This window comes from Kitasatospora sp. NPDC056184 (assembly GCF_042268405.1).
Taxonomy (GTDB): domain Bacteria; phylum Actinomycetota; class Actinomycetes; order Streptomycetales; family Streptomycetaceae; genus Kitasatospora.
The window spans coordinates 260,234-274,247 of sequence record NZ_JBHJUI010000012.1 but is presented as its reverse complement, the minus strand read 5'-3'; the positions used below and the strand labels follow the sequence as shown (position 1 = coordinate 274,247).

7 protein-coding genes are annotated in these 14,014 nt (G+C 73.0%); 5 read left to right on the top strand and 2 right to left on the bottom strand.

Annotation, left to right across the window (positions count from 1 at the left end):
* Positions 1-128 precede the first annotated feature (128 nt).
* The 5 genes from pruA (at position 129) to ACFC0B_RS24730 (ending at position 9,597) form a co-directional block, all read left to right on the top strand.
* Entirely contained in the window at positions 129-1,754 is a 1,626-nt protein-coding gene (gene pruA / locus ACFC0B_RS24750) for an L-glutamate gamma-semialdehyde dehydrogenase (protein ID WP_376089740.1), read from the top strand.
* A gap of 344 nt (positions 1,755-2,098) precedes the next feature.
* The gene (locus ACFC0B_RS24745; RefSeq protein WP_376089651.1) at positions 2,099-7,045 is read left to right on the top strand and encodes an NAD-glutamate dehydrogenase; all 4,947 of its coding nucleotides are present in this window, start codon (positions 2,099-2,101) and stop codon (positions 7,043-7,045) included.
* 135 nt (positions 7,046-7,180) lie between these two features.
* Positions 7,181-7,810, top strand: a complete 630-nt coding sequence (locus ACFC0B_RS24740; RefSeq protein ID WP_376089648.1) for an RNA polymerase sigma factor — start codon at positions 7,181-7,183, stop codon at positions 7,808-7,810.
* Positions 7,807-8,868 carry a CU044_5270 family protein gene (locus tag ACFC0B_RS24735; RefSeq protein ID WP_376089645.1) on the top strand — a complete coding sequence of 354 codons (1,062 nt, stop codon included), beginning with the start codon at positions 7,807-7,809 and terminating at the stop codon, positions 8,866-8,868. The genes ACFC0B_RS24740 and ACFC0B_RS24735 overlap by 4 nt, the downstream gene beginning before the upstream one ends.
* 258 nt (positions 8,869-9,126) lie before the next feature.
* Positions 9,127-9,597: a hypothetical protein gene (locus ACFC0B_RS24730; protein WP_376089642.1), complete on the top strand. Its 471-nt coding sequence runs from the start codon at positions 9,127-9,129 to the stop codon at positions 9,595-9,597.
* A 57-nt stretch (positions 9,598-9,654) separates the two neighbouring features.
* On the opposite strand, the gene ACFC0B_RS24725 is transcribed toward ACFC0B_RS24730, so the two are convergent.
* Together ACFC0B_RS24725 and ACFC0B_RS24720 are read right to left on the bottom strand one after the other, a co-directional pair.
* Positions 9,655-10,494, bottom strand: coding sequence for a hypothetical protein (locus ACFC0B_RS24725; RefSeq protein WP_376089639.1), 840 nt, complete (start codon positions 10,492-10,494; stop codon positions 9,655-9,657).
* 509 nt (positions 10,495-11,003) lie between these two features.
* Entirely contained in the window at positions 11,004-13,811 is a 2,808-nt protein-coding gene (locus tag ACFC0B_RS24720; RefSeq protein WP_376089636.1) for an FtsK/SpoIIIE domain-containing protein, read from the bottom strand.
* Between the last annotated feature and the right edge of the window lie 203 nt (positions 13,812-14,014).

The window sequence follows — 14,014 nt, the reverse complement described above, 5'->3', positions numbered from 1 at the left end:
CGGACCACGTCCACCGTTGGCGTGTCCGGACGGGCGGAGCGGCCCGCCGCTGGTCAGGCTGGACGGGTGCCGGGCCCGTCGTCGGAACGGGTCGGCCGCCGTGACGAGGAGCGGAGCCCGCCATGCCCATCGACGCAGTCACCCAGGTCCCGGTCCCGGGCAACGAGCCGGTGCTCGGCTACGCGCCCGGCAGCCCGGAGCGGGAGCGTCTGGTGCGCCGGCTGGACGAGCTGGCGGCCGAGCAGGTCCCGCTGCCGATGACCATCGGCGGCGAGCAGCGGTTCGGCGGCGGCGAGCGGATCGACGTCGTCCAGCCGCACCACCACGCGGCCAAGCTCGGGGTGCTCGGCAACGCCACCCGGGAGGACGCCCGGGCCGCGGTGGACGCCGCGCTGGCGGCCGGGCGGGAGTGGCGGTCGCTGTCCTTCGACGACCGGGCGGCGGTGTTCCTGCGCGCCGCCGACCTGCTGGCCGGGCCGTGGCGGGAGACGCTCAACGCGGCCACCATGCTCGGGCAGTCCAAGACGGCGCAGCAGGCGGAGATCGACTCGGCCTGCGAGCTGATCGACTTCTGGCGCTGGAACGTGCACTTCGCCCGGCAGATCCTGGCCGACCAGCCGGTCTCCTCGCCGGGGGTGTGGAACCGCACCGACCACCGCCCGCTGGAGGGCTTCGTCTACGCGATCACCCCGTTCAACTTCACCGCGATCGCCGGCAACCTGCCGACCGCGCCCGCGCTGATGGGCAACACGGTGGTCTGGAAGCCCGCGCCGGCCCAGACGCTGGCCGCGCACCACCTGATGCGGCTGCTGGAGGCGGCCGGCCTGCCGCCCGGCGTGGTCAACCTGGTCACCGGCGACGGGCAGCAGCTGTCCGCGGTGGCGCTCGCCGACCCGGCCCTGGCCGGACTGCACTTCACCGGCTCCACCGCGACCTTCCGCTCGCTCTGGCAGACCGTCGGCGCCAACATCGGCGGCTACCGGGCGTACCCGCGGATCGTCGGCGAGACCGGCGGCAAGGACTTCCTGCTGGCGCACCGCTCGGCCGACCCGGAGATCCTCAAGGCCGCCCTGATCCGCGGCGCCTTCGAGTACCAGGGCCAGAAGTGCTCGGCGCTCTCTCGCGCCTACCTGCCGCGCAGCCTCTGGCAGCGGATCAAGGACGACTTCCTGGCCGAGGTGGACGCGCTGGCCGTCGGCGACGTCACGGACCTGTCGAACTTCATGGGCGCGCTGATCGACCGGCGCGCGTTCGAGAAGAACCGGGCCGCCATCGATCGGGCCAAGGCCGACCCGACGGTGGAGCTGGCGGCCGGCGGCCAGTACGACGACGCGATCGGCTGGTTCGTCCGCCCGACCGTGCTGGTCTCCTCGGACTTCCGCAACGAGATGTTCCGCACCGAGTACTTCGGTCCGATCCTGGCCGTCCACGTCTACGAGGACTCCCGCTGGGACGACGTGCTCGGCCGGGTCGACGCGGGCGCGCCGTACGGGCTGACCGGCTCGGTGGTCGCCCAGGACCGCTACGCGATCGCACAGGCGGTGGAGGCGCTGCGGTTCGCCGCCGGGAACTTCTACATCAACGACAAGCCGACCGGCGCCGTCGTCGGCCAGCAGCCCTTCGGCGGCGGCCGGGCGTCGGGCACCAACGACAAGGCGGGCGCCGCGCAGAACCTGCTGCGCTGGACCTCGGCCCGGTCGATCAAGGAGACGTTCGTGCCGCCGACCACGCACGTTCATCCGCACATGGGCTGAGCGTCCACGCTCCGCACACGGACCGCGCACGGCACGCCGTACGAACTTTCGGCTTTCGGCGCAAACCGGCAGGCTGATTGGACAAGCTGTCCAGGACAGCCCGATCTTCCTGCAGGTTTGCGCCTGCTTGTCCCCTGACACCTTCGATTGATCCCGTTAGGCTGGCTGGCGTCGTCGGGTGGCTCCGCAGGCCGAACGTCTCGTCCTACCCGCTGCAGAGGTGTTTCATGCGCGCCATGGGCCCTTTTCAGCAGGGCGGTGCGGCAGGATTGCGGGAGGCCCGGCGGTGCGAAGCGAGACCACCACCGAGTCACGCAACGGCGCGCGACAGGAGCCAAGAAGTCATGCAGACCAAGCTGGACGCAGCCAAGGCCGAACTGCTCAGGAAGGCAGCAGCAGCCGCTGAGAACAGCCAGGTGGGGGGAGCGGCGCCGGGGGAGGGACTGAGCAACGGCGCTCTGTCCGCTTACCTGCACCACTACTACCTCCACACCGCGCCCGAGGACCTGGTCGACCGCGACCCGGTCGACGTCTACGGCGCGGCCGCCTCGCACTACCGCCTGGGCCTCAAGCGCCCGCAGGGCACCGCCGAGGTGCGGGTGCACACCCCCTCGGTCGAGGAGAACGGCTGGTCCTGCGGCCACACCGTGGTCGAGGTCGTCACCGACGACATGCCGTTCCTGGTCGACTCGGTCACCAACGAGCTGTCCCGCCAGGACCGCGCGATCCACGTCGTCATCCACCCCCAGCTGGTCGTCCGCCGTGACATCACCGGCAAGCTGCTGGAGATCCTCGACGTCGACGCCTGCGCCCGCAGCCAGGCCGCCGGCACCGAGTGGCCGGCCGACGCGACCGTCGAGTCGTGGATGCACATCGAGATCGACCGCGAGACCGACCGCGACGACCTGCGCGAGATCGAGACCGACCTGCGCCGGGTGCTCGGCGACGTCCGTGAGGTCGTCGAGGACTGGACCAAGATGCGCGACTCCGCGCTGCGGCTGGCCGACGAGCTCGCCGAGCAGCCCCCGGCCGGCCTGGCCGAGCAGGAGGTCGGCGAGGCCTGGGAGCTGATGCGCTGGCTCGCCGACGACCACTTCACCTTCCTCGGCTACCGCGAGTACGACCTCGTCGAGCACGACGGCGAGGAGGTCCTGCGGGCCGTCGCCGGCACCGGCCTCGGCATCCTGCGCTCCGACCCGGTCACCCGCGACGAGCAGCACCACGCCGTCAGCGAGGCCTTCGGCCGGCTCTCCGCGCCGGTGCGCGCCAAGGCCCACGAGAAGAAGCTGCTCGTCCTCACCAAGGCCAACAGCCGCGCCACCGTGCACCGCCCCGCCTACCTCGACTACGTCGGCGTGAAGAAGTTCGACGCCAACGGCGAGGTCATCGGCGAGCGCCGCTTCCTCGGTCTGTTCTCGGCCGCCGCGTACACCGAGTCGGTCAGCCGCATCCCGGTGGTCCGCCGCAAGGTCCAGGACGTCATCGCCGACTCCGGCTTCTCCACCGAGAGCCACGATGGCCGCGACCTGCTGCAGATCCTGGAGACCTTCCCCCGGGACGAGATCTTCCAGACCCGGGCCGCCGAGCTGCTCCAGATCGCCACCAGCGTCCTCTACCTGCAGGAGCGCCGTCGGCTGCGGCTGTTCCTGCGCCAGGACGAGTACGGGCGCTACTTCTCCGCGCTGGTCTACCTGCCGCGCGACCGCTACACCACCCGCATCCGGCTGCGCCTCATGGACATCCTGATGCAGGAGCTCAACGGCGCCTCGATCGACTACACGGTCTGGTCGACGGAGTCGGTGCTGACCCGTCTGCACTTCGTCGTCCGGGTCACCCCCGGCAGCGAGCTGCCGCAGCTGACCGACGCCGAGGTCGAGCGGATCGAGGCCAAGCTGGCCGAGGCCGCCCGGTTCTGGATGGACGGCTTCAACGACCAGCTGCACATCGAGCTGGGCGAGGAGAGGGCCGCCGAGCTCTCCCGCAAGTACGCCAACGCCTTCCCCGACGGCTACCGCGCCGACTTCACCGCGCGCACCGCCGTGGCCGACCTCAAGCAGATCGAGTCGCTGCACGGCGAGGGCGACTTCCGGCTCAACCTCTACCAGCCGGTCGGCGCGGGCGACGACGAGCGCCGCTTCAAGATCTACCGGGTGGGCGGCCCGATCTCGCTCACCGAGGTGCTGCCGGTCCTCCAGCGGCTGGGCGTCGAGGTGCTCGACGAGCACCCGTACGCGCTGACCCGCTCCGACCACACCACCGCCTGGGTCTACGACTTCGGCCTGCGGCTGCGCGAGGCCGTCGAGCTGACCGACGAGGCCCGCGAGCGCTTCCAGGAGACCTTCGCCGCCACCTGGACCGGCGAGGCCGAGAACGACGGCTTCAACGAGCTGGTCCTCACCGCCGGGCTGACCTGGCGCCAGGCGATGATGCTGCGCGCGTACGCCAAGTACCTGCGCCAGGCGGGCTCCACGTTCTCCCAGGACTACATGGAGGACGCGCTCCGCAACAACACCCACACCACCCGCCTGCTGGTGAACCTCTTCGAGGCCCGGCTGAGCCCCAGCCACCAGCAGGGTGCGCTGGAGCTGACCGAGGGCATCCTGGAGGAGCTGACCGGCGCGCTGGACGAGGTCGTCTCGCTGGACGAGGACCGCATCCTGCGCTCCTTCCTGCACCTCATCAAGGCCACCCTGCGGACCAACTTCTTCCAGCACGACGGCTCGGGCGCGCGGCACCCCTACGTGTCGATGAAGTTCGACCCGCAGGCCATCCCGGACCTGCCGGCCCCGCGTCCGGCGTTCGAGATCTGGGTCTACTCGCCGCAGGTCGAGGGTGTGCACCTGCGCTTCGGCAAGGTCGCCCGCGGCGGTCTGCGCTGGTCCGACCGGCGTGAGGACTTCCGCACCGAGATCCTCGGCCTGGTCAAGGCGCAGATGGTGAAGAACACCGTCATCGTGCCGGTCGGCTCCAAGGGCGGCTTCGTCGCCAAGCAGTTGCCGGACCCGTCGGTCGACCGCAACGCCTGGCTGGCCGAGGGCATCTCGTCCTACAAGACGTTCATCTCGGCGCTGCTGGACATCACCGACAACCTGGTGGCCGGCGAGGTCGTCCACCCGGCCGACGTGGTCCGCCACGACGAGGACGACACCTACCTGGTCGTCGCCGCCGACAAGGGCACCGCGACCTTCTCCGACATCGCCAACGGCGTCGCCGAGTCCTACGGCTTCTGGCTGGGCGACGCGTTCGCCTCCGGCGGCTCGGCCGGCTACGACCACAAGGGCATGGGCATCACCGCCCGCGGCGCCTGGGAGTCGGTCAAGCGCAACTTCCGCGAGCTGGGCCACGACACCCAGACCGAGGACTTCACCGCCGTCGGCATCGGCGACATGTCCGGTGACGTCTTCGGCAACGGCATGCTGCTCAGCGAGCACATCCGCCTGGTCGCCGCCTTCGACCACCGCCACATCTTCCTCGACCCCAACCCGGACGCGGCCGTCTCCTACGCCGAGCGCCGCCGCCTCTTCGAGCTGCCCCGCAGCTCCTGGGACGACTACGACAAGTCGCTGATCTCGGCGGGCGGCGGCGTCTTCCCGCGCAGCGCCAAGTCGATCCAGCTGTCGCCGCAGGTCCGGGCCGTGCTGGGGGTCTCCGACACCCGGCTCACGCCCGCCGAGCTGATGAAGGCCGTCCTCCAGGCGCCGGTCGACCTGTTCTGGAACGGCGGCATCGGCACCTACGTCAAGGCCTCCACCGAGACCAACGCCGAGGTCGGCGACAAGGCCAACGACGCCATCCGCGTCAACGGCGAGCAGGTCCGCGCCCGCGTCGTCGGCGAGGGCGGCAACCTCGGCTGCACCCAGCTCGGCCGCATCGAGTACGCCTCCTCCGGCGGCCCCGAGGGCGTCGGCGGCTGGATCAACACCGACGCCATCGACAACTCGGCCGGCGTGGACACCTCGGACCACGAGGTCAACATCAAGATCCTGCTCAACCAGGTGGTCGCCGACGGCGACATGACGGTCAAGCAGCGCAACACCCTGCTCGCCGAGATGACCGACGAGGTCGGCCACCTCGTGCTGCGCAACAACTACGCGCAGAACGTGGTGCTGGCCAACGCCGTCGCCCAGGCGCACAGCATGGTCAACGTCCACTCCCGGATGATCAACCGCCTGGAGTCGGACGGCCGGCTCGACCGGGCCCTGGAGTTCCTGCCCACCGAGCGGCAGATCCGCGAGCGCCAGCAGAACGGGCGGGGCCTGTCCCAGCCCGAGATGTCGGTGCTGCTCGCCTACACCAAGATCACCCTGGCCGACGAGCTGCTCGCCACCGAGCTGCCCGACGACCCGTTCTTCCGCACCGCGCTGCACGACTACTTCCCGAGCGCGCTGCGGGCCCGGTTCGCCGAGCAGATCGACCGGCACCCGTTGCGCCGCGAGATCATCACCACGCTGATCGTCAACGACACGATCAACCGCGGCGGCTGCACCTTCGCCTTCCGCCTGAAGGAGGAGACCGGGGCCACCTACGAAGAGGTCGCCCGCACCCACACCGCCGCCCGGGCCGTCTTCGGCCTGGAGGAGATCTGGGCCGAGATCGCGGGCCTGGACAACCGGGTCCCGGCCGGGGCGCAGACCAAGATGCGGCTGCACGCGCGCCGCCTCGTCGAGCGTGCCACCCGGTGGATGCTCAACAACCGGCGCCAGCCGCTGGACATCGCCGGCACCATCGAGTTCTTCCACGACCGGGTCAACCAGGTCTGGGGCTCGCTGCCCAAGCCGCTGCGCGGCGACGACCTCGTCTGGTTCGAGAAGGTCTACAACGAGCTGACCGGGGCCGGCGTGCCGGAGCAGCTCGCCACCCGGATCGCGGGCCTGTCCTCGACCTTCCCGACCCTGGACATCACCGAGGTCGCGGACCGCTCCGGCAAGGACGTCGCCCAGGTCGCCGAGCTCTACTACGACCTCGCCGACCGCCTCCAGATCACCCACCTGCTCGACCGCATCATCGAGCTGCCCCGCACCGACCGCTGGTCGTCCATGGCCCGCGCCGCCATCCGCGAGGACCTCTTCGCGGCCCACGCGGCGCTGACCGCCGACATCCTGGCCTGCGGCCCCGACGGCGCGGCCCCCGAGGAGCGCTACACCGCCTGGGCGGACCTCAACTCCACCCTGCTGAACCGCGCCAAGAGCACCCTCGACGACATAAGGGGTTCGGACAACTACGAGCTGTCCAGCCTCTCCGTCGCGATGCGCGTCATCCGCACCCTGCTCCGCACGGGCTCGATGCGCTGACCCCGGCCGACCCCGGCCGACCCCGGCCGACCCCGGCTGACACAGCGAACGGCGGGCCCGCGTCCCTGGTGGACGCGGGCCCGCCGCCTTCCGTTGCGGAGGGAACTCGACGGGGCGGTGCGGACAGGTGGAGGTGTGGAACTGTCGCAGCGGGGACGGATACGGGATGGCGATCAGTGGGCGTTCGGGGAGCTGTTCGACGAGACGGCGGGTGATCTGTACCGCTACGCCGTGCGGGCCACCGGGGACTGGGCGGTGGCGGAGGACGTCGTCCAACTGACCTTCCTGGAGGCGTGGCGGCTGCGGCACAAGCTGCGGGACGACGACGGGGCGGTGCGGCCCTGGCTGTTCGGGATCGCCGCGAACGTCCTGCGGAACACCGCCCGGGCGGCGCGCCGGCACCGGGCGGCGATGGACCGGCTGCCGGCCCGGGAGACGGTGCCGGACTTCGCCGACGAGCTGGTGGGGCGGCTGGACGACAGCGCCCAGTTGGCGGCCGCCCGGCGGGCGCTCGGCCGGTTGCGGAAGGCCGAGCGGGAGGTGTTCGGGCTCTGCGTGTGGGCGGGCCTGGACTACGCGAGTGCGGCGGAGGCCCTGGGGGTGCCGATCGGCACGGTGCGTTCACGGCTCTCGCGCGCCCGGACCAAGCTCCGCGCGCTCGCCGAGGAAGAACTGAAGAACGGGCGGGAACTGCGCCCGGCCCCCGGACAGGTACGGGTTGGCCGCGTCGACGCGGCCCGGTCGATACGGGAGACGAACCGATGAACGAGGACGAACGCGCCGAGCTGGACCGGTTGGTGCCGGGCCCGGCGAGGCCCGAGCTCTCCGCCGACCGCCACCGGTTGTTGAGGGGACATCTGATGAGTGAGATCCGGGAGACGAATCCCGTGCGGGCCCGTCGCGGCAGGCTCGGCTGGGTGGCGGTGCCCGCCCTGGCGGGCGGGCTGGCCCTGGCCGTGGTGCTGAGCAGCGGGGGCGGCGAGGGCGCACCCGCGCCGCAGGCGCAGCCGCAGACCCAGCAGCAGGGCGGCGGGACCACGCTGAACGCCGCCCCCGTCGGCGCCGTCCAGCTGCTGACCCAGGCGGCGGACACCGCCGCCGGCAAGCCCGACCCGAAGGCGGGCAAGGGTCAGTTCGTTTACGTCGACAGCCTGGTGGCCTTCTCCAGCACCAACCTGGCCACCGGCGAGTCGAAGGTCGACCCCGCGCACCGCCGCCAGATCTGGCTCTCGGTGGACGGCAGTCAGCACGGTGTCCTCAAGGAGGAGCGGGGGGACGGCAAGGCCATCGCTCCGGAGAAGACCAAGCCCGGGGAGCCGGCGCCGCGTACCGACGGCGGCATGTGGCTCGACCCGAACACCAAGCCGGGCCTCAACTCCCCGACGTACGCGTACCTGGCCACGCTGCCGACCGACCCGGACGCGCTGCTGAAGAAGATCTACGACGAGACCAAGGGCATGGGCCGGACTCCCGACCAGGAGGCCTTCGTGACCATCGGCGACCTGCTGCGCGAGCAGCTCGCCCCGTCGGCCGTCAGCGCCGCCCTCTACCGCGCCGCCGCCAAGATCCCCGGCGTCACCGTGGTGGAGGACTCCGTCGACGCCTCCGGCCGGCACGGCGTGGCCGTCGCCCACGTGAGCGACGCCGTCCGCACGGAGTGGATCTTCGACCCGAAGACCCACGAGTTCCTCGGCGAGCGCGAGGTGATCGTCGCCGAGAACAGCGGCCTGGGCAAGCCGGGCACCGTGGCCGGTCACTCCGCCGTCCTCGGCCGCACCGTCGTCGACAAGGCCGGGGAGGAGCCCCAGCAGAAGAACGCCTGAGCCGAAAGGGCTCGTTGAAGGACAGGTGAGGCTGTGGGGCCCGGTGCAAGCGGGCCCCACAGCCGTCTTCGGACGCCTCCACCGTACGGCCTGCCCTGGTGTCAACCGGCAGTGATCGCGCCATCGAAGGCTGTATTCCGGTCCGATCATCCGTTCCTCAGGGGGATCGCCTACAAGTCCTTCGAATGAATGCCAAGGTGGCCTGGCATGGCATATGTGAAATGTCATGTGTGGCGCTCTTGGAGGAGGAGTAGGACGATGCGAACGAACCGACTCGCCCTGACGCTGGCCGGTGCTGCCGGTGCGGTGGCGATGCTGGCGGCGCCGACCCAGGCGAGTGCCGCCCAGGCCGGCGCGGCGAGCACGACCGCCACCACGGAGATCTGCAGCTCGACCAAGCTGCAGGCCGGACTGGCGACCTGGCTGTGTGCCGAGGTGACCGGCAGTGACGTGCAGCTGGTGGGCTGGATCTACCTGGCCGGTCCGCCGAGCCCGGGCGGCCCGTATCCGCAGCCCGAGGACCTCGTGACCGTGCTCTCCGGCGAGGTCGTTGGCGGCGCCTCGCTCGGCACGGTCAACAAGTGGACGCGGTTCGATCTCAGCCGGACCGCCGTGCGCGGCGTCGGCGGGACCGTGGCGTGCGGTTCCACCGTGCACGGCAGCTTCAGCGTCACCAAGCCCGGCTGGGGGTCGACGCCGGTCACCCTCGACGCCGTGGTGCCCTGCTGACGGGCAGGTCGCCGAGATGGACGCGGGCCCGGGGTTCGGGGGACGCCGGGCCCGTTCTCAACGGCCGGGTGCCGTGGTGAGGGTGCGTTGCCCTCGGAGGGCGGCACGGGCGCGGGCGACGCCGGTGGTGGTCGAGCCGGTGGGCGCGACGGCGGGTCTCGGGGCGAGGCCGGCGCAGGGGCGGCAGGGGCCGGGCCGGGGGACCGGGTCGTGGCAGCCCGGGCACTCGGTGCAGGCGGGAGGCCGGGCCTCGGCGCGCGGGGGCGGGAGCTTGCGTCGGAGGCGGTCGCGGAGGATGCCGACGGGTGAGTGCAGGGGCGTGGGCAGGCCGGGGAGCAGGGCGTTGGCCAGGTCGGTGGCACTGCTGCCTCGTTGGAGCCACTGGCCGACGAGGGGTGCGAGTGCCTGCGCCTCGGGCTCGCCGAGGCGCAGGCGCGGTTCGGGCCGGATCGCGCGGAAGAGCGCCGCCACCGCCGCCCGGGTCTGTTCGTCGGGCAACTCGGCGGGGAGGGTGGGTACTTCTTCCGGGTTCTTTACGGGAGGGGCGTCAGGGCGTCCGGTCTCCCGCCCACCGGCGACCGGACGGGGGACACCCGGTGGCCCGAGCTGTGGGACGTCGAAGACATGGGCTTCGGAGCGGATGGTCCCGTCGGGCAGCCGGACGCGAACGACCCGGTAGTACCCGGCGTCGGTGAGTTCCTTGAGCGCCCGCCGGACGGCGCCGCGGCCCTGGACGCTGGTGTCGGCCATGTGTCGCCCGTCCTCGCGCCAGCCGTCGGGGCGGGAGAGGAGATCGGCGAGCAGTCCGCGAGCGGTGTAGCTGAGGCGGCGGTCCTGCAACAGGCCGTTGGGAAGCACGGTGAACGAGCGCGCGTGGGCGCTACGATGAATCTGCATCTGGAGGTCTTGCTCCTGGTGCCAGGCCCCGGGGTGTTGGTAGCACCGCCGGGGTCCTTTATGTTCTGTTGATAATGCGGAACGTAGCACATCCACCACGCAGCGTGCGAAGCGTTCGGGAGGTGGAGTACGGTTCTCGCGTGTCCTGCGAGCCGAAGCTCGCCGCCGCACCGTCCGGCGCCACTCTCCGTCAACTGTCCCACTGCCGTAGGGCCGTGGGTGGGCGGGAAGCCGTCATGGTCCCGGAGATCCCGGCGGCGCGGCCGATCCTTTACTCGTTCCGGGACGTCGTGGCCCTTCGCATCTGCGTCAACCTCCGTCAGGAGACCTCGCTGCAGAGGATCCGCCGCGCCCTGGGCACCCTGCGCGACGATCTCGACGAGCGCGAACACCTGTCCGGCTACCGCCTCGTGGCAGGTGGTGACACGATCTATCTGGCCGCACCTGACCACGCGGTGGACCTGGTGCGCAGACGCGGCAAGGCGGCCCTTTCCTCAACGTTTTCCACCTCAGCGGGCCGCCGCCCGCTGGAGGGCGCTGGCGAGGAGGGCGAGGTCGGTGGGGCCGTTGCCGAGTTCGCGGACGGGGCGGCGGGCGGGTGGGGCGCCGAGGGTGTGGGGGTCTATGGCGACGACGGTGGGGCGGAGGGTGGCGGTGCGGGGGATGCGGCCGCTGATGCGGGCGGCCTGGAAGGCGGTGACGCCGCCGTCGGGGAGGCGGAGGTAGCCGCGGCCGGGGGTGGTGTCGGGGAGGGCGGCGGCGTCGCCGAGGTGGATGAGGAGGTCGGAGTCGGCCGGGTCGTCGGTGCGCAGGGCGATCCGCAGCAGGGCGGCGTCGTCGACCTCGGTGCCGGTGGTCTCGTCGGGCCGGCCCGTGGTGACGGCGAGGTGGATGCCGAGCGGGCCGCCGCGGCGGGCGACGGCGGCGAGGGCGCGGGCGAGGGGGCGGCCGGCCGGGGAGGTGGGGGCCAGGAGGGCGTCGTAGTCGTCGACCACGACGACGAGCCGGGGCGGGCACGGCCCCGGGGAGGGGGCGGCCACCGGGGCGGCGGGGGAGTCGGGGCTGCGCGGGTGGATGATCAGCGGGGGCGCGGACGCGGCGGGGGCGCCGACGGTGGCGGGGACCGGGACGGGCTCCCCGTCGAGGATGCGGGCGGCGTGCCAGGAGGCGAAGTCCAGCCCGTCGAAGAGCCGCTCGCGCAGCGCCAGCTCGTCCTCCAGCGCCTCGGCGGCGAGCAGCGCGGCCCGCGGGTCGGCGGCGGCGTTGACCCGGCCGGTGACGTGCGGCAGCTCGCTGCACCCGGCGAGCCCGTCCTCGGTGGCCCGGCCCTCGACGATGGTGACGGCGAGGCGTTCGGGGCGCTCGGAGACGGCCAGCGAGGCGACCAGGGTGCGCAGCAGCTCGGTCTTGCCGGAGCCGCGGGCGCCGCCGATCAGCAGGTGCGGGCCGCCCGGGTCGGGGGAGGGGAGGGTGAGCTCGGGGTCGGCGAGGTCCAGGACGCACAGCTCGTCGCGGGTGGTGCCGAGCAGGGCGGTGGCGGCGCCGATGCCGCCGGCGTGCGCGTCCCAGCGGGCGGAGAGCTTGGCCGGGGTGACGGTGTCCAACTGGAGCAGGTCGAGCAGGCGCAGCGCGTCCGGCAGCGGTCCGCGGTTGGCCGGGGCGGCTTCCCGCAGCGGGGCGAGGACGCGGGCGAGCCGCTCGGCCCAGGCGTCCGAGACGGCGTCCAGGGAGACCTCGTGCAGGGTCTCCCGGCCGCGGGCGACCGGGCCCGGGCGGTCGAGCGAGAGCTGGGTGCCGACCTCGCCGGTGATCAGCGCGGTGGCGCCGAGGCCGCGGGGCAGCAGTTCGGGCTGTTCGGCGAGGCAGATCGGGAAGATGCCGACGGCCGGGCCCTGGCGCAGCAGCAGGTCGAGCGCCAGCCGGGCGGACTCGGTGCCCGGGCGGCCGTCGACCACGACGACGGTGGCGGGGTGGCCGCCGAGGCCGACCGGGCCGCTGAGCCGGGCGGTGAGCTCGCCGAGCCGGGCGGTGGCCTGCTCGTCGTCGAGGCCGAGCAGCAGCCGGCAGTCCTGGCCCTCGGCGGGGCGCAGGTGGGGCAGCCACAGGGCCCAGGCCCAGGTGTCGGCGCGGTCCTGCGGGGCGCGGGCCGGGTCGGCGTCGACCACGACCAGGCTGAGCCCGGTCGGCGGGTGCAGGGCGGCGAGCTGGGCGACGACGGCGCGGGTGAGCGCGTCGAGGCGTGCGCGCGGGCCGCTGAGGCCGAGGCTGCCGGCGGTCTGCAGGTCGACGGTGACCGGGACGGCGGGCAGCACCGTGCCGGGGGAGGTGCCGGGGCCGCCGGGCCGGTCGGCGGTGCCGAGCCGCAGGGTGAGCGCGTCGGGGTGGCCGGGACCGCGCTCCCAGAGCCGGGGGCCGGGGCCGAGCGCGTTGAGCAGCAGGGTGGCGAGGTCGGGCCAGCGCTCGCGCTGGGCGGCGGCCTGCCGGGTGCGGACGGCGGCGTGGTGGCGCTCGGCGCTCTCCTCGGCCGGTTCGGCGGCGGCGCGGCCGAGCCGCAGCGAGAGCAGGCCGCGGCCGCGCCCGGCGGGCGGTTCGGGGGCGGCCGGCGGTTCGGCGGCGGGCGGCGCGGGGCGGACCGGGGCGGGGGCGGCGAGCTGGAGGTGGCCGTGGCCGTCGGGCAGCGCGGCGCGGGCGGGCGCCCCGGGGCCGTCCCGGAGATCGGGGGTGGTGACCCGCAGGGTGGTCTCGCCGATCCGCAGCAGGCCGGTGCCGTCCAGCGGGACGGCCTCCTCGGGCGGGACGATCCGGCCGTCGACGGTGGTGCCGTTGGTGGAACCGAGGTCGCGGACGGTCACCGTGCCGTCCTCGGCGAGGTGCAGGGCGAGGTGGAGCCGCGAGACGTCGGGGTCGTCGACGGGGACGTCGGCCTCGCCGGAGCGGCCGACCCGGATCTCCCGGCCGTGCAGGCGGTGCACGCCGCCGGCGTCGGGGCCGCCGACGACGCGCAGCTCGGCGGCGGCCGGGGTGTCGTCCGGGTCGTCGGCGGTCGGGTCGGGCTCGTTGAGCGAGAGGACGGCGCCGTCGAGCAGCGGGGGGTGGCCGAGCAGCGTGTGCTCGTCCACCCGGTGCGCCCCGGCATAGAGGTGCACATGGGTCGCGGCCCGCGGTCCGCGCACGCCGACGGCGCCCGCGAGGGCACCCGCCAGGGAGCCGAGCGCGGTACCGACGGGCGCGGTGACCAGCACGTCCACGTACGGGATGGCGGAGCCGGCGGCTGCCGGGCCGCTGCGCGGTCGGAGGACGGTCAGCCGGATCTGCATCTCGCCCGCGGTCCCTTCTGCTGGTGTGACGCCTTGTGCCGCTGCCTCGGGCCGCCGCGGGGGAGCGGGGGTGGCCGCGACACCGCTTGGGCCACAAGAGTGGCGAGTGTCATCCTGCCATCCGTCACGGACAGTCCGCGCACCGTACCGGATTTGACGATCTTGCGAACATCGCCATGGTGGAGGCGACGGGGAATCAGGTC